The organism is Emcibacter sp., from assembly GCF_963675455.1.
Lineage (GTDB): Bacteria > Pseudomonadota > Alphaproteobacteria > Sphingomonadales > Emcibacteraceae > Emcibacter.
Genome location: NZ_OY776217.1, coordinates 1,121,432 through 1,139,593 on the forward strand (window position 1 = coordinate 1,121,432; position 18,162 = coordinate 1,139,593).

At 57.4% G+C, this 18,162-nt stretch carries 19 protein-coding genes; 11 read left to right on the plus strand and 8 right to left on the minus strand.

The features are described from left to right. Nucleotides 1-11: 11 nt before the first annotated feature. From ACORNT_RS04990 to ACORNT_RS05030, 9 genes are all read left to right on the plus strand, one after another. Nucleotides 12-1,190: an acyl-CoA dehydrogenase gene (locus ACORNT_RS04990; RefSeq protein WP_321396186.1), complete on the plus strand. Its 1,179-nt coding sequence runs from the start codon at nucleotides 12-14 to the stop codon at nucleotides 1,188-1,190. A 126-nt stretch (nucleotides 1,191-1,316) separates the two neighbouring features. Continuing rightward, a complete protein-coding gene (locus ACORNT_RS04995; protein WP_321396189.1) occupies nucleotides 1,317-3,467 on the plus strand; it encodes an indolepyruvate ferredoxin oxidoreductase subunit alpha in 2,151 nt (716 codons plus the stop codon). Between the two features lie 3 nt (nucleotides 3,468-3,470). After that, a complete protein-coding gene (locus tag ACORNT_RS05000; RefSeq protein ID WP_321396192.1) occupies nucleotides 3,471-5,003 on the plus strand; it encodes an indolepyruvate oxidoreductase subunit beta family protein in 1,533 nt (510 codons plus the stop codon). Nucleotides 5,004-5,040: 37 nt separating this feature from the next. Then, nucleotides 5,041-5,508 carry a MarR family transcriptional regulator gene (locus tag ACORNT_RS05005; protein ID WP_321396195.1) on the plus strand — a complete coding sequence of 156 codons (468 nt, stop codon included), beginning with the start codon at nucleotides 5,041-5,043 and terminating at the stop codon, nucleotides 5,506-5,508. A gap of 13 nt (nucleotides 5,509-5,521) precedes the next feature. Continuing rightward, a complete protein-coding gene (locus ACORNT_RS05010; RefSeq protein ID WP_321396198.1) occupies nucleotides 5,522-6,982 on the plus strand; it encodes an NADH:flavin oxidoreductase in 1,461 nt (486 codons plus the stop codon). A gap of 54 nt (nucleotides 6,983-7,036) precedes the next feature. Next, on the plus strand, nucleotides 7,037-7,315 hold the full coding sequence (locus tag ACORNT_RS05015) for a helix-hairpin-helix domain-containing protein (RefSeq protein ID WP_321396201.1): 279 nt from the start codon (nucleotides 7,037-7,039) through the stop codon (nucleotides 7,313-7,315). A gap of 8 nt (nucleotides 7,316-7,323) precedes the next feature. After that, complete coding sequence (locus tag ACORNT_RS05020) at nucleotides 7,324-7,878, plus strand: TMEM165/GDT1 family protein (RefSeq protein WP_321396204.1); 555 nt, start codon at nucleotides 7,324-7,326, stop codon at nucleotides 7,876-7,878. 109 nt (nucleotides 7,879-7,987) lie between these two features. Then, nucleotides 7,988-8,134 carry a hypothetical protein gene (locus ACORNT_RS05025; RefSeq protein WP_321396207.1) on the plus strand — a complete coding sequence of 49 codons (147 nt, stop codon included), beginning with the start codon at nucleotides 7,988-7,990 and terminating at the stop codon, nucleotides 8,132-8,134. Between the two features lie 84 nt (nucleotides 8,135-8,218). Further along, the gene (locus tag ACORNT_RS05030; RefSeq protein WP_321396210.1) at nucleotides 8,219-8,545 is read left to right on the plus strand and encodes a hypothetical protein; all 327 of its coding nucleotides are present in this window, start codon (nucleotides 8,219-8,221) and stop codon (nucleotides 8,543-8,545) included. A 150-nt stretch (nucleotides 8,546-8,695) separates the two neighbouring features. Here the strand turns inward: ACORNT_RS05030 and ACORNT_RS05035 are convergent, their stop codons facing one another. From ACORNT_RS05035 to ACORNT_RS05065, 7 genes are all read right to left on the minus strand, one after another. After that, on the minus strand, nucleotides 8,696-9,376 hold the full coding sequence (locus ACORNT_RS05035) for a hypothetical protein (RefSeq protein ID WP_321396213.1): 681 nt from the start codon (nucleotides 9,374-9,376) through the stop codon (nucleotides 8,696-8,698). A gap of 148 nt (nucleotides 9,377-9,524) precedes the next feature. After that, entirely contained in the window at nucleotides 9,525-10,007 is a 483-nt protein-coding gene (locus ACORNT_RS05040; RefSeq protein WP_321396216.1) for an aromatic-ring-hydroxylating dioxygenase subunit beta, read from the minus strand. Between the two features lies 1 nt (nucleotide 10,008). Then, nucleotides 10,009-11,325: an aromatic ring-hydroxylating dioxygenase subunit alpha gene (locus tag ACORNT_RS05045; protein ID WP_321396219.1), complete on the minus strand. Its 1,317-nt coding sequence runs from the start codon at nucleotides 11,323-11,325 to the stop codon at nucleotides 10,009-10,011. Nucleotides 11,326-11,339: 14 nt separating this feature from the next. Further along, nucleotides 11,340-12,068, minus strand: coding sequence for an SDR family NAD(P)-dependent oxidoreductase (locus ACORNT_RS05050; RefSeq protein ID WP_321396222.1), 729 nt, complete (start codon nucleotides 12,066-12,068; stop codon nucleotides 11,340-11,342). Further along, nucleotides 12,061-12,402: a Zn-ribbon domain-containing OB-fold protein gene (locus tag ACORNT_RS05055; RefSeq protein ID WP_321396226.1), complete on the minus strand. Its 342-nt coding sequence runs from the start codon at nucleotides 12,400-12,402 to the stop codon at nucleotides 12,061-12,063. The genes ACORNT_RS05050 and ACORNT_RS05055 overlap by 8 nt, the downstream gene beginning before the upstream one ends. Further along, nucleotides 12,399-13,586 carry a thiolase family protein gene (locus ACORNT_RS05060; RefSeq protein ID WP_420717546.1) on the minus strand — a complete coding sequence of 396 codons (1,188 nt, stop codon included), beginning with the start codon at nucleotides 13,584-13,586 and terminating at the stop codon, nucleotides 12,399-12,401. Before ACORNT_RS05060 ends, ACORNT_RS05055 begins: the two co-directional genes overlap by 4 nt. An 8-nt stretch (nucleotides 13,587-13,594) precedes the next feature. Next, a complete protein-coding gene (locus ACORNT_RS05065; RefSeq protein ID WP_321396232.1) occupies nucleotides 13,595-15,229 on the minus strand; it encodes an AMP-binding protein in 1,635 nt (544 codons plus the stop codon). 90 nt (nucleotides 15,230-15,319) lie between these two features. Here ACORNT_RS05065 and ACORNT_RS05070 point away from each other — a divergent pair, with 90 nt between their 5' ends. Continuing rightward, nucleotides 15,320-15,760: a MarR family transcriptional regulator gene (locus ACORNT_RS05070; RefSeq protein WP_321396235.1), complete on the plus strand. Its 441-nt coding sequence runs from the start codon at nucleotides 15,320-15,322 to the stop codon at nucleotides 15,758-15,760. Here the strand turns inward: ACORNT_RS05070 and ACORNT_RS05075 are convergent, their stop codons facing one another. Further along, nucleotides 15,761-16,225: a YaiI/YqxD family protein gene (locus tag ACORNT_RS05075; protein WP_321396238.1), complete on the minus strand. Its 465-nt coding sequence runs from the start codon at nucleotides 16,223-16,225 to the stop codon at nucleotides 15,761-15,763. A gap of 225 nt (nucleotides 16,226-16,450) precedes the next feature. Between ACORNT_RS05075 and ACORNT_RS05080 the strand changes: the two genes are divergently transcribed. Then, complete coding sequence (locus ACORNT_RS05080) at nucleotides 16,451-18,145, plus strand: AMP-binding protein (protein ID WP_321396241.1); 1,695 nt, start codon at nucleotides 16,451-16,453, stop codon at nucleotides 18,143-18,145. Nucleotides 18,146-18,162 lie beyond the last annotated feature (17 nt).

The window sequence follows — 18,162 nt, forward strand, 5'->3', positions numbered from 1 at the left end:
GAGAACATAAAATGTCATCACTACCTTCATTTAACTGGGAAGATCCGTTGGGATTGGAAGACGCGCTGACCGAAGAGGAACGCATGATCATGGACAGCGCCCGGGCCTATTGCCAGGACAAGCTCCTGCCGCGGGTGCTGGAAGCCAACCGGCACGAGATTTTCCATCGGGAAATCATGAATGAGCTCGGTGAGCTTGGCCTGCTGGGCTGTACCATTGACGGTTACGGCTGTGCCGGCACCAACTATGTGACCTATGGCCTGGTGGCCCGCGAAGTGGAGCGGGTCGACAGCGGCTATCGTTCCGCCATGTCTGTGCAAAGCTCTCTGGTCATGCATCCGATCCATGAGTTCGGCACCGAGGAACAGAAGCAGAAGTATCTGCCCAAACTGGCGACCGGTGAATATGTCGGCTGTTTCGGCCTGACCGAGCCCAACGCCGGATCCGATCCGGCCGGCATGAAAACCCGGGCCCGGAAAGTCGACGGCGGCTATTCCCTGAGCGGTGCGAAAATGTGGATTACCAACTCCCCCATCGCCGATGTGTTTGTGGTCTGGGCCAAGGATGACGAAGGTGACATCCGCGGCTTTGTGCTGGAAAAAGGCATGAAGGGCCTGTCTGCCCCCAAAATCGAGGGCAAATTCTCCCTGCGCGCCTCCATCACCGGCGAGATCGTCATGGACGAAGTCTTTGTGCCGGAGGAAAATAAATTTCCCGAAGTCAAAGGCTTGAAAGGTCCGTTCAGCTGCCTGAACAAGGCCCGCTACGGGATTGCCTGGGGGGCCATGGGTGCGGCGGAATTCTGCTGGCATGCGGCCCGTCAGTATACCCTCGACCGGGTTCAGTTTAACCGGCCGCTGGCGGCAACCCAGCTGGTGCAGAAAAAACTGGCCGACATGCAGACCGAGATTGCCCTTGGCCTTCACGCTGCCCTGCAGGCCGGCCGTATGATGGATGCCGGAACCCTTGGGGTGCCGGCTATTTCCCTGATCAAGCGCAACAACTGCGGCAAGGCCCTGGATATCGCCCGGGTTGCCCGGGATATGCATGGCGGCAACGGTATTGCCGATGAATTTCATGTTATCCGCCACGTGATGAACCTGGAAGCGGTCAATACCTATGAAGGCACCCATGATGTGCACGCCCTGATCCTCGGACGTGCCATCACCGGCCTGCAGGCTTTTGCGTAAGACCCGGCTGGATATTAATATTAAAATCAATTGATTTTTCAATTAATATATTCTAGGCTTTTGATATGAGAGTCGTCCCCTGTTTTTTCAGGGGGCGACCCGTAAATTTCAGAAGACGGGTGGAATATGGCTGAAAGATCATTTGCAAAAGAAGTTCAGGACCTCAAGGTCGCAGCCGGGGAGGAATTCCGCGGTGAAGGCATTCTGGCGGTCACCAAGGCCCTGCTGCAGTCGGGTGTGGCCTATGTGGGCGGTTATCAGGGGGCGCCTATTTCCCATCTGATGGATGTTCTGTCCGATGCGGAAGAAATTCTTTCCGAACTTGATATTCATTTCGAGGCCAGTGCTTCCGAGGCCGCCGCGGCGGCCATGCTGGCGGCGTCGGTCAATTATCCCCTGCGCGGGGCGGTAACCTGGAAATCCACTGTCGGCACCAACGTGGCGTCCGACGCCCTGGCCAGTGTCTCCTCCAGCGGGGTCATGGGCGGCACCCTGATTATCATCGGTGAAGATTATGGCGAAGGTTCCTCGATCATGCAGGAACGATCCCACGCCTTTGCCATGAAGTCGCAGATCTGGTTGCTGGATCCCCGTCCCAACCTGACCTCGATTGTGGACATGGTGGAAAAGGGATTTGAGCTGTCGGAAGCCTCCAACACGCCGGTGATGCTGGAGCTGCGTATCCGGGCCTGTCATGTGCACGGCAGCTTCACTGCCAAGGAAAACAGGCGGCCGGAATATACCCTGCGCGAAGCCATGGAGAATCCGGTGCGGGATTACGGCCGGGTCGTGCTGCCGCCGTCCAACTTTGTTCATGAGCATGAAAAGATCAACCATCGCTGGCCCGCTGCCGTGGACTTTATCAAAAAGAACAAGCTCAATGAATTTCTCGGCGGGCATTCCGGCGACTGCGGCATCATCGTCCAGGGCGGCATGTATAATACCCTGATGCGGGCGCTGGTGTTGCTGGGCCTTGCCGATCATTACGGCCAGACCGACATCCCTATCTATTGCATGAATGTGACCTATCCGCTGATCGATGACGAAGTGGCCGGCTTCTGTGTGGATAAAAAGGCCGTGCTGGTGGTGGAAGAAGGCCAGCCCGAATATCTGGAGCAGAACATCAATACTATTCTCAGGCGCAAGGATATCCAGACCAAGGTTCACGGCAAGGATGTGTTGCCGCTGGCCGGGGAATATACCGGACAGGTGATCCTGGAAGGTGTGCGTAAATTCTATGAAAAGAACAGCCCCGAGGTGGTGTCAACAAGCCCGGCCCTGCCGGTGGCCCTGACCAAAGAGGATCACGCCTCACTGGCGGAGACGGTGCCGGCGCGGCCCGTGGGTTTCTGTACCGGCTGTCCGGAACGGCCGGTGTTTACGGCGATGAAGCTGGTGCAGCGGGAACTGGGCAATATTCATGTGAGCTGCGATATCGGTTGTCACCTGTTTTCGATTTTGCCGCCTTTTAACATCGGCAATACCACCATGGGCTACGGTCTTGGCTGGTCCGGGGCCTCGGCCTTCAATACGGAATCCAGCAAACGCACCATCTCCATCATGGGCGACGGCGGGTTCTGGCATAACGGCCTGACCAGCGGCGTCGGCAACGCGGTATTTAACAAGAATGACAATGTGCTGGTGATTGTCGACAACGGGTATAGTGCAGCCACCGGCGGTCAGGATATCCTGTCTTCCCGGGCGCTGAACAAAAGCAAAAGCACCAACAATCCCATCAGCAAGGCCATTGCCGGGCTTGGCATCAAATGGCAGCGGACGGTGGAAACCTACCGCATCGGTGAAATGGTCAATGTCCTCAGGGAAGCCATGACCACCGGCGAAAAGGGGCCCAAGGTGATCATTGCCGAGAGCGAATGTATGCTCAACCGGCAGCGCCGGGAAAAACCGGAACGCAACAGGATGATCAGGGACGGCAAGCGGGTCGTGCGTCCGCGCTTCGGGGTCGACCCTGACACCTGCACCGGCGACCATGCCTGTATCCGGCTGTCCGGCTGTCCGTCGCTGACCATTCGCGACAATCCGGACCCCCTGAGGGAGGACCCGGTCGCCTGGGTCAATAATGATTGTGTCGGTTGCGGCGTCTGCGGCGAAGTGACCCACGCGGCGGTGCTTTGCCCGTCCTTCTATCGGGCGGAACTGGTCTATAATCCCAACGGATGGGACCGCTTCACCTCCGGCATGCGCAACGCCGTGATCGGCTTCCTGCAGCGCCGGATTGACAAAAAACAGGCAAAATACAGCTTCGGAGAGGGATAAGACATGACACAGCTTTCAAAAGACCGCTCCATCAATATCGCCATCATCGCCATGGGCGGGCAGGGCGGCGGCGTTTTGTCCAAATGGATCCTCGACCTAGCCGAGACCCAAGGCTATATGGCGCAATATACGTCGGTACCGGGTGTGGCCCAGCGGACCGGGGCGACCATTTATTATATCGAGCTGTTCCCGGCTCACCTGGCCGAACAGGCGGGCAGGAAACCGGTGCTGGCCCTGACGCCGATTCCGGGCGATGTGGATATCGTCATTGCCTCCGAGATGATGGAGGCAGGCCGGGCCCTGGTGCGCGGTTTTGTCACCGACAAGACGACGCTTCTGGCTTCCGATCACCGGGATTATGCCATTGTCGAGAAGCAGGAAATGGGCGACGGCCGCCGCGAACTGGATAATGTACGCCGCCTGTCGGAAAAAAGCGCTTGTAAATTCATCTGTTTTGACATGGATACGGCCGCCCGTTCCGTGGGCTCGGTGATCAGTTCGGTATTGTTCGGGGCGCTGGCCGGGGCCAATGCCCTGCCGTTCGAGCGCAGTGACTTTGAAAAAACCATCGAGGACACCAAAAAGGCGGTGGAGGCCAACCTGCGCGGTTTTGCCCTCGGCTTTGAGCGGGCGCAGGGTCAAATCCCCGTGGAGGAAATTCAGGCCGCGAAAGAGCCGTCAGGCCAGCCGTCACCGGCGGTGGCGCCGTTGCTGCAGCGGATGAAAGCAGACTTTCCCGGCCATGCCCAATACCTGATCACCGAAGGAATGAAAAAGCTGGTGGATTATCAGGATCCGGCCTATGCCGATCTTTATCTCGACCGTCTGGCAAAGATTGCGGCCCTGGACAAGGAACTCGGCGGAGAGAAAAGAAGCTGGGCCCTGACCAAAAGCATGGCGCGATATCTGGCGCTGGCCATGGCCTATGACGATACCATCCGGGTCGCCGACCTGAAGGTGCGGGCGTCCCGCTTCGAGCGTTTCCGCGATGAAGTGAAAGCGGATGAAGGCCAGATTGTCGACGTGTCCGAATATCTGCATCCGCGGCTCGAGGAACTGTGTGACATCCTGCCGGCCGGTCTTGGCAATCATCTGCTCAACAGCAGATTCTGGCGGGCCTTCTTTGGCCGCTTTATGGGCAAGGGGCGTCGTATTACCACAACCCGGCTGCCCGGCTTTCTGCTGTTTTACACACTCAGCAGCCTCAAGGGCATGCGCCGAGGCAGCCTGCGCTATAAAAAAGAGGCAGCCCGCATTGAAGCCTGGGTCGGGAAAGTGATGGAAGCCGCCCGTCTTGACTATGATCTGGGCTGTGAAATGGCCGGGATGCAGCGGCTGATCAAGGGATACAGCGGAACCCATGAGCGGGGTCTGACTAATGTGGCCCGGATTATGACGGCCTATGAAGATTTTAAAGGTCGGGACGATGCGGTGGAAAGCCTGAAAACCCTGAAATCGGCTGCCCTGAAAGATGAAGAAGGTGTTGCCCTTCAGGCGGCACTGGACCATGTTGGGTCGACACGTTCGGCGGCCTGAGCCGGACGGGATACGGAAACAACAAGGAAGCAACATAGTGATCAAGAAACCGGGCGACGCAGACTTTAACCTGGACGACTATCCGCTCTATAATCTGAACCGGACCTCGGCCACCTATGTTGCCGAGATGTCGCAGGCGCTCAAGAATGTCGACATGGACCAGACCCAGTGGCGGGTGCTTTGCCTGCTCGGGGACGAAAACCCCAGCATGGTGCGGGAGCTGGCCCGGCGCGGGGTGATCAAAATGTCGACCCTGACCCGGATGCTGGAGCGGATGGAGCGGGACGGCCTGGTGGAGCGCAAGGCCTGGGAACAGGACAAGCGAAACGTCCAGGTTTTCATCACCGACAAGGGACGGGAAGCCCTGAAGACGGCGCTGTCCGTCAATGCCAATATCTATAAATCTGCGGTGGCGGGTCTGAGCGAGGACGAAATCGAACAGTTCATGCAGACCCTCAAACACATGCGGGAGAACCTGAGCCGCTGCCCGCACGCCCCGAAGTAAAAGAGTTTAAATCATGTGGAAACCGCCTGAAAAGATCAAATGCCTGCCCGATCCGGGTGTCTGGCCGAGTGTCGAAGAAGTCGCCTCGTCGCGTCTGTTTTCCCCGCTGAAGCACGGCAATCTGGAGCTTCTTCAGCGCACCTGGATTCCGGCCATGGTGCCCTGGCGGGCGACGGAAGAAGGCGAGGTCACCGATGCGGTGGTGGAATGGTATGAACGTTTTGCCAGGGGACGGCCCGGCGCCATTGTGGTGGAAGCCACCGGCATCCGCGATGTGCCCTCCGGCCCGCTGCTGCGGATCGGCCATGACCGCTATATCGAGGGGCTCAAACGCATTGTCGAGGCGGTGAAGCACGCCAGCGGCGGGGAAACAAAGCTGTATATCCAGATCATCGATTTCCTGTCCATCCGCCGCCGTCCGGCCCGGGACAAATTCCTCGGCCGGTTCCTCAGGATCACAGATGCCCATCGTGCGGCGCTGGGGGCGGAAGACTGGTCCGAACAGACGGTGCGTGAGGCCCTGATGGTGCTGGAGAATGAGGAGTTATACAAGATCCTCGACCCGCGGGAGCAGGAAGATCTGGAGCGTGGCCACCGGGAACGGGTGACCGATACCGAGCTGCCCCATATTCGCGATCTGCCCGAGGTCTTGCCGGAGCTGTTCGCCAATGCGGCGCGCCGGGCGAAGGAAGCGGGCTTCGACGGGGTCGAATTGCATTACGCCCATGCCTATACCATGGCCTCTTTCCTCTCAAAGCTGAACACGCGGGACGATGGTTACGGCGGCTCGCCCGAGGCCCGGGTGCGCCTGCCGCTGGAGGTGTATGACGCCTGCCGCCAGGCGGTGGGGGATGATTATGTGCTCGGCTGCCGCATGCTGTCGGAGGATTGCATTGACGGCGGCAGCACGCTGGAAGATACGACATTCTATGCCAAAAGATTTGCCGAAGCCGGCATGGATTTCCTGTCTTTCTCCCGCGGCGGCAAGTTCGAGGATGCGCTGCAGCCCCGCGTCGGTGACGCCATCTATCCCTATACCGGGCCCAGCGGCTATGAATGCATGCCCCAGTTTATCTCCGATGTCAAAGGCCCCTACGGCCGCAATGTGGAGCCCACGGCCCATATCCGTCAGAGCCTGCGCGAGGCCGGGCTGAACACGCCTGTCGTTGTGGCCGGCGGCATTCACGGCTTTCATCAGGCGGAGGATATCCTTGCCGCCGACAAGGCCGATGTGATCGGGCTCGCCCGCCAGGCCATGGCCGACCCGGACTGGTTCCTGAAGGTGAAAACCGGTGCGGGCGCTGCGGTCAATGTCTGCAAATATACCAATTACTGCGAAGGCCTCGACCAGAAGCACAAGGTGGTGACCTGCCAGCTCTGGGACCGGGAGGCGCTCGACGAGCCGGGGATCAGCAAGACCGATGACGGCAAACGCCGCCTGACCGCACCCTTATGGAAGCGGGAAGAGGCCTGATGTTTCGGGAAGTGTGATAGGCTTCATCTTTCATATTAGTGAAGGAAAGTTGGGATGTCCGTTATTGATCCTCGAAGACTAATCGATTTAACTTCCGTCGGCCCGGCCACGGTCCGGGATCTCGAGTTGCTGGGCATCACCACGGTGAACCAGTTGAAGGATTGCGACGGGGAAGATCTTTACCGCCGGTTATGTTTGGAGACCGGGGAGCAACATGATATCTGCTGCCTCGATGTCTTCAACTGCGCTATCGCCCAGGCCCGGGATGCGAACCTGCCCAGGGAACAGCGGATGTGGTGGTACTGGAGCCGCAGGCGCAAGATGAGTGAATAATGTAAATCATGGACCCTTTTCTCACTTCCACCCTGACCGTGGCGCTGGCCGAAATCGGCGACAAGACCCAGCTTCTGTCGCTGTTCCTTGCCACCCGCTACCGCAACAAGATGGCCATCATCATGGGCATATTGGTGGCGACCCTCATCAACCACGGCATATCCGCCTGGGCCGGCAACTGGGCGGTGGGTTACGTGCCGGAGGACATCAGCCGCTGGATCGTCGGCGGCAGTTTCATCCTGCTGGCCTTCTGGCTGCTGATCCCGGACAAGGACGGTGACGGCGACGGCAAGTTTGATAAATACGGGGCCTTTGTCGCCTCGCTGGTGCTGTTTTTCCTGGCGGAAATCGGTGACAAGACCCAGGTGGCCACCGTAGTGCTGGGCGCACAATATGATTCCGTCCTAATCGTGACTTTGGGCACCACATTGGGCATGCTGATCGCCAATGTGCCGGTGGTGTATATGGGGGAGGCCCTGATGCGCCGCCTGCCCATGAAAGCCGCCCATATTGCCGCGGCGATCCTGTTTGCGGTGGTGGGGATGGTGACGATTTTTTTCTGATACAGTGCCGGAAAAGATACTGTCGTGTTCTCCTTGTAACCTGTTCCGGGGCGCCCCATATAAAAGGCCAGCAGCAGATTTTTGCTGCTTTACAGGAAAGGCATGTCACATGTCCTACAAGTCATTTTCCACCACTCATAAAGCCTCAAACGACAAAACTTCCGGTCCCGCCCCTGTGGCGGCACAGCCGGTTTCCGGTCCGGTGGTTAAACCTGCCGATGCTCCGGTCAAAGCCGCAGTCACTGAAAAGTCGTAATCCTTCCGCGGGAGAGGACCCAGGTTCTCTCCTTCTACTACAATTCTGCGCCTGACATTATGATCCATCCACCCGCAAGAGCATATGATGATAACACGCACCAGCCACAAGACCGTGACCTTCAACAGACCCTTTACCCTTGAGGGGTATGATGACCTGTTGCCCGCCGGCAATTATCTCGTGGAAACAGAGGAAGCCCCTCTGGACGGATTGTCCTTTAACGCCTTTCACCGGGTTTCCTGCATGATGAACCTGCAACCGAGCCGGCAACATCCGGGCGAGATCAGGACTTTGATCCTTGCGCCGGCCGTTCTGGATGCGGCGCTTGCCCGTGACCTGGCCCCGGCGTCCACATCCCTTGACCTGCCCGGCCCCCGCAAACCAAAATCCCGAATTCGAAAATCCGCCTGAGCGGCATGGCCCTGCCTGTGGTTTATGCAGGCGAGGCGCTGATGCGCCGCCTGCTGATGACTTACGCCCATATCGCCGTCGCGATCCTGTTTGCCACGGTCGGGGTGGTGAGGGTTTTGGGATGAGTATCCAAGCTTATTTTGTTGATATTCAAACTGGATTACATAGATCACTAAAATTATGTTCTAGTGTTAATTTGATTTCGTGGCCAATTTGTCGAACAGTTGCGTATTGAGGTCCATGTGTTGGAGACCGGTCTGGTTTTCCTCCTCCACCTAAAATCCAACCGCCTTTGTTAAATTTAGACATTTTTGCGTAATGTGATGTCAAGACGGGGTCAACGTGCGCACCGCCATCTTTATTCGCCATTGTTAGAACCAGTTGTTTTCTGGAAATTGTACCAGCTTGACTCAATGTTGCACCTTTTACAGGGTTCTCGATTGTACTTGGAAACCTTGATACAACTTGTTTCCACCAAGAATTAAATTTTATTTTGTCAAAAGGCTGCCGTGTAGGATTGTCGTCGAGGATAGGAACGAATATGTCATCGCCTGCTCCAAATCTCATATAAACAAGATGGTGACTTTCAAGCAAATTACCTTTGTTATCTTCCATTGGAGTAGAGTGGAAAGGAATATCTTTTTTGTTGAGTTGGCTTAATAATGAGTGAGAACTATTGGTATCATGAACCAATACACGTATACATTGAGCAATTCTAGCTGCTTCGCCAACAAAACCTTGATCGTAACCATGATTTGATAGACACAAGCTCTGGTAAGTTTGCTTGAGATGTTCACGGAGATCTACTTCAGTTTTAGCATATTTTGTCATTTGTATTCCATGCCCCGATAAGATATTTTATCTCTAAAGTAGTAATTTTCTGCCAAAAGAGGTAAATGAGCTTATGCTATAATTCAGTGAGAAAAAAGAAAAAAGCCCGGGATCTTCCGGGCTTTTCTGTTTCAGGGGACACTAAGGTCTAAATATAACTGATAATCGAGCCGTGCGAGGCGTCGCAGTTGATCAGGTCGACCCGCTTGCGCTTGATCTTGTATGTCTCTCCCTCCCGCACCAGCGTGTGGGTGCAGGTGCCGGCAAAGACGGTCTGGGTCCGGTAAAAGGTTACGGCCTGAAAGTTCGACTTCACCGTGCAGTTGCCGGTCTCCTCGTCAAACTCCAGTAGCCGGACATTGCCCAGCAGGTGCGAGCTTCTCACCGGATATTGCTTGGACGGGGCCTGGGCATGATCCAGGTTATGATAGCGGATGGTCATCATCGCCCGGTCGTCATAAAAGATCGAGATATGGTTGAGCGGGTCAGCCTGGTCCGGCGTCACCGGCATCCAGTAATCGCCGTCCTCGGTAAACAATTCGATCCAGGCGCGGAGGTCGAGGCTGTCCAAGAGATCGGCCTCGTGATAGAGGAAGGCCTCGAGTTCCTGTATATCGGGTTGAGTACTCATCTTACGCGGCCTCCTTCTTGTCTTCCCGGATCATATAGTCGAGCCAGGCGTGATACTGGTTGCGCAGGCTGATATCGCTGGTGCCGATGGCCCGGGTCATGTGACCCTCCGGATGCTGTTCCTTGTTCAGGTACCGCTGCATGTCGACCCATTCGGTGCCGCCCGATTGCAGGCCTTCCTGCAGGCGCACGTAGGCCTCCAGATCGTCACTGCCGACCATGGAGGAGGGGGAATTGATCAGGCGGCTGTAGAGCAATGTCCGTTGCAGCATCTCGTCCGGCGCGCCCTTGAGCCGGAAGGTCATGGTTTCGATCTCGGTCTCATTGTGGGAAATGGGACGGACGATGCGGATCGACTGGATGGCGCCCTTGATGGTCAGCGACGGATAATAGATGGTGTTGTGCCGGTTGATGGACAGGATCTGGTGGGTTTTTTCCTCGCCGTAGGCCTTGTACATGGCTTCCATATAACCGGGGATGTCGCGGTATTCGCTGTGGATGCTCATCTGGCCGCCGGTGTAGCCATGGCCGTAAGGGCCGACGGACACACCCATTTCGTCAAAGAATTCGTAACTGGAACCGAAGGGCGAGATGATGTCCGCCTCGCGGGAATATTCGTCAGGGTTCGGCAGTTCCTTGATATAGGCGTGACAGGCGTCGCCGACCGACTTGTGGGTGACCATCGGATGCATGGTGTCGTTCAGGTTATCGACAAAGAATTTCCAGTTGCAGTTATGGCGATAACGCAAGACCCCGCCGGCAATTTCCAGTTCACCGTCCGGTGAGCGGTCGATCATATTGTCGATGGAGGTTTTGGCGTCACCGAGGAAGCTTTCCAGATCGACCATGGTGCTGTCGAGGGTGGCGAAGACGAAACCGCGATAGCTTTCGGTGCGCACCTGCCTGAGGCTCATTTTCGGATCATGGATGTCGAATTCGGTGCCGTCATAGCCTTTCTTGTCAGGCACGCCCATCAGGGTGCCGTCGGTCTTGAAGGTCCAGCCGTGATAGCAGCAACGGAAAATGCGGGCCTTGCCGCAGGGTTTGCCTTCCAGCTTGGCGCCGCGGTGGGTGCACTGGTTATGCATGACGTGAATCTCGCCCTTGCCGTCGCGGGCGACAATGACCGGTCGCTTGCCGATATTGACGGTCAGAAAGTCGCCGGACTCGGGGATCTGGGTTTCATGGCACATGTAAATCCAGGCGCGGCCGAAAATGCGCTCCATCTCCAGGTCGAACAGCTCCGGATCGGTATAGACGCTGCGGTGAATCCGGGCCGGCTCCACCAGTTTTTTAATGTCTTCAGTCGTATGATGCATCGATCTTACTCCTCTCAAAGCGAAATTGAACCGAGGCTGCTGCCGCCGCAGACAAACAAAGTCTGGCCGGTGATGAAGCTGCTCGACGGTTTCAGGAAAAACAGGGTGGCCTCGGCGATGTCATCCACATTGCCCAGTCGTTTGACGGGGATGCTGTCGGCCAGGGCACGTGCCTGGTCGCTTTCCTCGGGGATGACGTCGGTGAACATGTCGGTGACGATGGGGCCGGGGGCAATGGCGTTGACGGTGATGCCGTGTCTGCCCAGCTCCATGGCCCAGGTGCGGGTCATGCTGATGATGGCGGCCTTGGTCCCGGCATAGCTGGTCCGGGTCGGCAGGCCGACCACGGCGCGGGACGACATATTGACGATACGGCCGAAGCCGGCATTTTTCATGGCTGGGAGAAACGCCTGGGTCAGGGTGATGGCGGCGCCCAGGTGCAGGTTGGTCAGGTAATCCAGGTCTTCCAGCCTGACCTCCTCGATCAGGGACGGGCGGATGACGCCGGCATTATTGACCAGTGAGGTGATCTGGAACTCTTTGGCCAGTTCACCGGCGACTTCTTTTGTCGCGTCCGGATCGGCCAGATCCACTTCCCGGTAGGCAAGGTGTTTATGGTCAAAATCCGGTTTGCCGCGAGCCAGGCTGATCACGTCATAGCCGGCGTCCAGCAGGTGACGGCTGATGGCGGCGCCAATACCGGCGCTGCCGCCGGTAACAACGGCTGCGGGGCGTTCAGTCATTTTCTTCTTCCTTCCTGTGGGCCCAATAAACGCTGCGGCCCTTGTGATCCTGTTCGGCCGAAAGGCTGACTTCCGTGCCGGATTCCATATCTTCCCCGCCGAGGTTGACCATCATGACGGTGCCGTCTTCCAACCGGACCGAACCAATGGTCCAGGGCAGGCGGTCCTGGAAAAATTCGTCCAGACTGTGGTACAGCGGCACCGAGGCGAGAAGCTCGCCTTCGGCCCGGATGTCCATCCATTTCAGGTCGTCCGACAGACATTCGCCACAGATTTCCCGGACCGGATACTGGGTTTTGCCGCAGCAGGTGCAGACGGGAAGCTTGATGGTCATGCTTTTTCTCCCGTTTGCAGAATGGCGGCGGTGGCGCACAGGCCGCGGTCGTAATTGATCATGCCGTAACCGCTGACCAGGGCGCGTTCTGCCCCTTTGACCTGCTGGCCCAGCGCGGTGCCGGTCAACTGGCGCATGGCTTCGACGACACCCATATATCCGGCAGCGGAACCGGCCTGGCCGCAGGACAGCTGGCCGCCGGAACTGTTATGGACAAGGCCGCCGCCGTCAAAGGTCAGTGGATTATCCTGGACAAAGCGGGCAGCCTCGCCCTTGGCGCAGAAGCCCAGATCCTCCATCTGCATCATCGAGATCACCGGATAATCGTCATAGGTATACAAGAGGTCCATGTCCTTTGGCCCAATCCCGGCCCGCTCATACATGCCGGGGGCGAAAATATCCCAGCCGGCGCGGTACTGGATCGGGTCTTCGTCGGTATAGGCATTATGCAGCTCGTCTGCGCCGCGGATGATGACATAGGGCCGGCCAAGCGACTTTGCCCGCTCCACCGACATGACCAGAAAGGCCTCCGCTCCGGCGCAGGGCATGACACAGTCGAACATATGCAGCGGTCCGGCGATCGGCCGGGCGTCCAGATAAGCTTCCAGGCTCAGGGGCTTTTTGATCAGGGCATGGTCGTAAGCCTGCGCGTTGTGGCGCTGGCTGAGGGCGATGCGGGCGAAATCTTCCCGTCTCGCGCCGAAGCGATCCATATAATTCTGTGTGATCAGGGCAAAGGCCCCGTTCGGACCGGCGGCCCCGTAGGGATAAGAGGCGGCGGCGGAAAAGGTTGAAAAATTTTCCACCAGTTCCTTGAAACCTTCCTTTTTGCTGGTGTCGGCGCCGATACAGGCGATCACCTCGGCGTCCCCCGACTGGATGGCCCGGGCGGCCCGGCGCAGGGATACTACGCCCGACGCCCCGCCGAGCGGAACCTGTTCGATCCAGCGCGGGGTCAGGGAGAAATACTGGGTCAGGGTGATGGCGGAATCCGGGGCCAGGGTAAAGCTGGAGACGGCCAGCCCGTCAATATCCTGCTTGTCAATACCGGCGCTTTTCACCAGTTCCGCCAAGGCCCGGCCGAAAAACCACTGGGCGCCGTGGTCGCTGAAACGCACATAGGGGATTGTGACCGGCGCCACCAGGGCGACACCGTCATAAGAAGCCGGTTTTTTGGCAGACATTCTGCTCATCAGGCCGTTGCTCCCTGTTTTTTCGGTCGTTTTTTCAGATGCCGCAAGTCAATGGCATTTTTTTCTTCCACCAGTTTGCCGCACAGTGTTTTCACATCGCCGCGTTTGAGCTTTTTCGAGGCCGTCAGCGGCATCTCGGTGACAAAAGCGATATAGCCCGGTGTCTTGTAATAGGTCAGTTGTTCCATGGACCGGTCGAAAATTTCCCGGGCCAGCGGCTCACCGGCCGTCTGTCCTGCTTTCGGCACGATCAGGGCCATGACCTCGTCACCGCGCATCTCGTCATAAACCGGGGCGACGGCGACACTGTCGACGGCGGGATCCAGCAGCAGCACATTTTCCACCTCAAGGGCAGAGATATTCTCGCCGCTGCGGCGGACCACATTTTTTTTGCGATCAACAAAATAAAGCGACCCGTCCGGGCCCTGCCGGGCAATATCACCGGTATGCAGCCAGTTATCTTCCCATATTTCGGCGGTGGCGTCCTCGTTTTTGTGATAATGGTCGAAAAAGCCGCAGCGCGGATTGTCGCCCGCCGCCCGGACCAGAAGCTCGCCGGGCAGGCCTTTTTCCACATCAACTCCGTCATCGTCCACAAGCCGGAATTCAACCTGGTCGGTGGCTTTGCCGAAACAGCATTCACCCACATGGCGCGGCTCATGGCTGGCAATGATACAGCCGCCGCAGCCTGATTCGGTCATGGCCCAGGCCTCGATCAGCGGAAAGCCGAAGCGTTCCTCGAAGGCGGCATGATGTTTGGGATTGACCCCGGCCCCGAAACCGAAGCGCACATTGTGGGCGGTATCGTCGTCGGTCGGGTCCATATTCAGCAGGATCGCCGGCAGCACACCCAGGTAATGGACGATGGTGGCGCCGCTGTCGCGCACGCTCTTCCACCAGCTTCCCGGATGGAAGCGGTCGAGCTGGATGATACAGCCGCCAACCGCCATCATGCCCATGGTGGAACAAGCCAGCGCATTCATATGCACCAGCGGCAGGGGTGTCAACAGCCGGTCCTCGCCGGGTTTGAGTTCGCAATAACCGCCCACATTACGGTACCAGTCACCGAAGGCGGTGAAATATTCATTGCTGAGTACGCAGCCTTTGGGCTGTCCGGTGCTGCCGGAGGTAAACAGCATAGCGCATTCGGTGGTACTGTCGGGGGTAAAGGTCTCGGCAGGACGGTCTGCGGCCGGCAGGTCATTGAGGTCAGAAGCGCACAGCGGGGGGCGGTCTGCATCTGTTTCCAGGTCGAGGGCTTCCTGCACCAGAGTCATTTTTTCCGGCAGGGACACCACAAGGTCCGCATCACCGTGAAAGATAATATAATGAATGTCCTGCGGGCTTGCCTCGCCGTTCAGCGGGATAATGCCGACGCCGAGGGCGTTCAGCGCCAGCCAGTGAAAGAAAAAGTCCGGCCGGTTTTCCAGCAGGATGGCGACCCGGTGTCCCGGGCCATATCCGGCGTTCCGGTAGGCCGCTGTCCGTTTCTCTGCCTCGCCGTTCATTTCCCCATAGGTATAGTCCAGTGCCCCGTCGCTGTAGCCGCGGGCGGCGGAGGCGGGAATATGGAGAAACGGGCGATCCCCGTAGTTTTTCACCGACTGTGAAAAGACGTCAAAGACTGTTTGCATTTTATTACCCTGAATCAATAGACATTAAGCCTAACACAGGGTAGAATACATGAAAAGTAAAATTATGAAAATTCATACAAAGGTATATAAGTGACTAAAACGACCAAGTCCGGGTTTCTTGATGACTATCTTTCCCACCTGCTGGCCCGGGCAAGCCATCTGGTGGCGGAGGATTTCAGCGATACCCTGAAGGCGGCCGGGATCGACCGGGGGCGCTGGCGCATTCTGGCGGCGCTCAGCGATACCGATGAAATGCCCATCGGCCGGCTGGCCAAGGCGGTGCTGATGAAGCAGCCGACCCTGACCAAGATCCTTGACCGCATGGAGGGTGAAGACCTGGTGCGGCGGCATAATTCCCCCGATGACCGGCGGTCCACCCTGATCCGCATTACCGGCCGGGGCCGGGATATGGTCTCGGATCTTCTGGTCAAATCAAAGGAGCAGGAACAACAGATCCTGAAAAGCTATAGCGACAAGGAAGAGCAGGTCCTCAAGCATGTGCTGCGCACTCTGATTGAGCGGATGGAATAGTCACCGGGCTTTGAGTTTTTCCCGCACAGCCTTTTCCAGGGCTTCCAGAAAGCGCGACCGGTCGGCCTTGCTGAAGGTCGGGTTATAGCCTTTGCTTTCGCCGGTTTCGCGCATGTGGGCCTTGAGGTCGCGCATGGCCACGGCCATGCCGATATTTTCCTCGGAAAAGGCCCGGCCGGTGGGGCCAAGGGCGGCGGCGCCCGCATCCAGACATCTTTTTGCCAGCGGAATGTCCGCGGTGATGGCGATGTCATTGTTGGTGATATGTTCTGCAATCCAGTCGTCGGCGGCGTCCGCTCCGTCGGAAACAACGATTTTCTGCACCAGTGGTCCCACTTCCATGCGCATCCACTGGTTACTGACCAGATAGGCGGCCAGCTCATGGCGATAGGCGACCTTCAGCGCCTCCTCCTTGACCGGGCAGGCGTCGGCATCAATAAACAGTCTGATCTTTTGGGCAGTCATTCCACGGGGTTCCTGATTCTCTTCGCGCGGGAAGTTATAGCGGTATATCCTCAGGAGAATCAATCCCCGCTGATATTCACGCTATGACGGAATCCCCCTATGGACGTCGATTCTTCCAGGGTTATACTAAAGAATGATGTTTGCGAACCGGGGAGTCTAACCCTAGGTCCAATGGACCTGCCTGAATAAAAACGATAAGTTCAGCATATATAGTGGAGGTATAGAATGCAAAAGCTTGTAAAAAGCTATGTAAACGGGATTTCGGACAAACCCCTGCGGTATCAGACCATAGGTGAAGCCTTTGACGAGGCGGTGGATCTTTATGGCGAGCGGGAGGCCCTGGTGGTGCGTCACCAGGATATCCGCTGGACCTATCAGGAATTTGCACAGCAGGTTAATGACTTTGCCGCCGGACTTGTGGCGCTGGGGCTCGAGCCCGGCGACCGGGTCGGGGTCTGGGCGCCCAACTGCGCCGAATGGGTCATTACCCAGTTCGCCACGGCCAAGGCCGGCATCATCCAGGTCAATATCAACCCGGCCTACCGGCGGGCGGAACTGGAATATGTGCTCAACAAGGTGGGTTGCAAGGCCCTGGTGACGGCGGCCAGCTTCAAGTCCAGCGACTATATGGCCATGATTACTGATCTGGCGCCGGAGCTGGCGACCTGCACCCCGGGTTCACTGAAGGCAAAAAGACTGCCGGAGCTTGAATGTGTGATCCGTCTGGGCGAGGATAAAACCCCCGGCTGTTATAATTTTTCAGATGTTGCGGGACTGGCAAATGACAGTCACCGCAACAGGCTGGAGGAACTGAAACCGGTCCTCGATCCGGACGACGCCATCAATATCCAGTTTACCAGCGGCACCACCGGCTCGCCCAAAGGGGCGACACTGAGCCATTTCAATATCCTCAACAATGGCTTTTTTGTCGGCGAGGCCATGAATTTCACCGAACAGGACCGGCTTTGCATTCCGGTACCGCTTTATCACTGTTTCGGTATGGTCATGAGCAACCTGACCTGTGTGACCCACGGCGCCTGCATGATCTATCCCAATGACGGCTTCGATCCGCTGCTGACCCTGCAGACGGTGGCGGAGGAAAAATGCACGGCCCTGCACGGGGTGCCGACCATGTTCATCGCTGAACTGGATCATCCGGACTTTGACAGTTTTGATCTTTCCTCCCTCCGCACCGGCATCATGGCCGGGGCGTCCTGTCCGATCGAGGTGATGAAACGGGTGGTCTCCCAAATGCATATGTCGGAAGTGACCATCGCTTACGGCATGACCGAAACCAGCCCGGTCAGTTTCCAGTCAAGCGGTGACGACAGCTTGGAAAAACGCGTGTCCACGGTCGGCCGCATCCATCCCCATGTGGAAGTCAAGGTGGTGGATGACCAGGGCCGGGTAACTGACGCCGGGGTCAAGGGGGAACTGATGACCCGGGGATATAGCGTCATGAAAGGCTACTGGGCCGATCTGGAACGCACGGCCGAGGCCATTGACGAGGTCGGCTGGATGCACACCGGCGATCTGGCCATTCTTGATGACGAGGGCTACTGCAACATCGTCGGCCGGGTCAAGGATATGGTGATCCGGGGCGGGGAGAATATCTATCCCCGCGAGATCGAGGAATTCCTTTACCGGCATAAAAAAATCCAGGACGTGCAGGTGTTCGGCGTGCCCGATGACAAATATGGCGAGGAGCTTTGTGCCTGGATCTGCCTCAAGAACGGACAGGAAGCCGATGCAGAAGAGATCGTCGGCTTTTGCAAGGGTCAGATCGCCCATTACAAGATCCCCCGCTATATCCGCTTTGTTGATGAATTCCCGATGACCGTGACCGGCAAGATCCAGAAATTCATCATGCGCGATAAAATGATCGAGGAACTCGATCTCGATGAACAGAAAACAGCCTGAGGACGGGCGGCAGGAGT

What these genes read in the sequence shown, in the direction of transcription:
- ACORNT_RS04990 (WP_321396186.1), top strand. Translation starts at nt 12, where the DNA reads ATGTCATCACTACCTTCATTTAACTGGGAAGATCCGTTGGGATTGGAA.
- ACORNT_RS04995 (WP_321396189.1), top strand. Translation starts at nt 1,317, where the DNA reads ATGGCTGAAAGATCATTTGCAAAAGAAGTTCAGGACCTCAAGGTCGCA.
- ACORNT_RS05000 (WP_321396192.1), top strand. Translation starts at nt 3,471, where the DNA reads ATGACACAGCTTTCAAAAGACCGCTCCATCAATATCGCCATCATCGCC.
- ACORNT_RS05010 (WP_321396198.1), top strand. Translation starts at nt 5,522, where the DNA reads ATGTGGAAACCGCCTGAAAAGATCAAATGCCTGCCCGATCCGGGTGTC.
- ACORNT_RS05015 (WP_321396201.1), top strand. Translation starts at nt 7,037, where the DNA reads ATGTCCGTTATTGATCCTCGAAGACTAATCGATTTAACTTCCGTCGGC.
- ACORNT_RS05020 (WP_321396204.1), top strand. Translation starts at nt 7,324, where the DNA reads ATGGACCCTTTTCTCACTTCCACCCTGACCGTGGCGCTGGCCGAAATC.
- ACORNT_RS05025 (WP_321396207.1), top strand. Translation starts at nt 7,988, where the DNA reads ATGTCCTACAAGTCATTTTCCACCACTCATAAAGCCTCAAACGACAAA.
- ACORNT_RS05030 (WP_321396210.1), top strand. Translation starts at nt 8,219, where the DNA reads ATGATGATAACACGCACCAGCCACAAGACCGTGACCTTCAACAGACCC.
- ACORNT_RS05035 (WP_321396213.1), bottom strand. Translation starts at nt 9,376, where the DNA reads ATGACAAAATATGCTAAAACTGAAGTAGATCTCCGTGAACATCTCAAG.
- ACORNT_RS05040 (WP_321396216.1), bottom strand. Translation starts at nt 10,007, where the DNA reads ATGAGTACTCAACCCGATATACAGGAACTCGAGGCCTTCCTCTATCAC.
- ACORNT_RS05045 (WP_321396219.1), bottom strand. Translation starts at nt 11,325, where the DNA reads ATGCATCATACGACTGAAGACATTAAAAAACTGGTGGAGCCGGCCCGG.
- ACORNT_RS05050 (WP_321396222.1), bottom strand. Translation starts at nt 12,068, where the DNA reads ATGACTGAACGCCCCGCAGCCGTTGTTACCGGCGGCAGCGCCGGTATT.
- ACORNT_RS05055 (WP_321396226.1), bottom strand. Translation starts at nt 12,402, where the DNA reads ATGACCATCAAGCTTCCCGTCTGCACCTGCTGCGGCAAAACCCAGTAT.
- ACORNT_RS05060 (WP_420717546.1), bottom strand. Translation starts at nt 13,586, where the DNA reads ATGTCTGCCAAAAAACCGGCTTCTTATGACGGTGTCGCCCTGGTGGCG.
- ACORNT_RS05065 (WP_321396232.1), bottom strand. Translation starts at nt 15,229, where the DNA reads ATGCAAACAGTCTTTGACGTCTTTTCACAGTCGGTGAAAAACTACGGG.
- ACORNT_RS05075 (WP_321396238.1), bottom strand. Translation starts at nt 16,225, where the DNA reads ATGACTGCCCAAAAGATCAGACTGTTTATTGATGCCGACGCCTGCCCG.
- ACORNT_RS05080 (WP_321396241.1), top strand. Translation starts at nt 16,451, where the DNA reads ATGCAAAAGCTTGTAAAAAGCTATGTAAACGGGATTTCGGACAAACCC.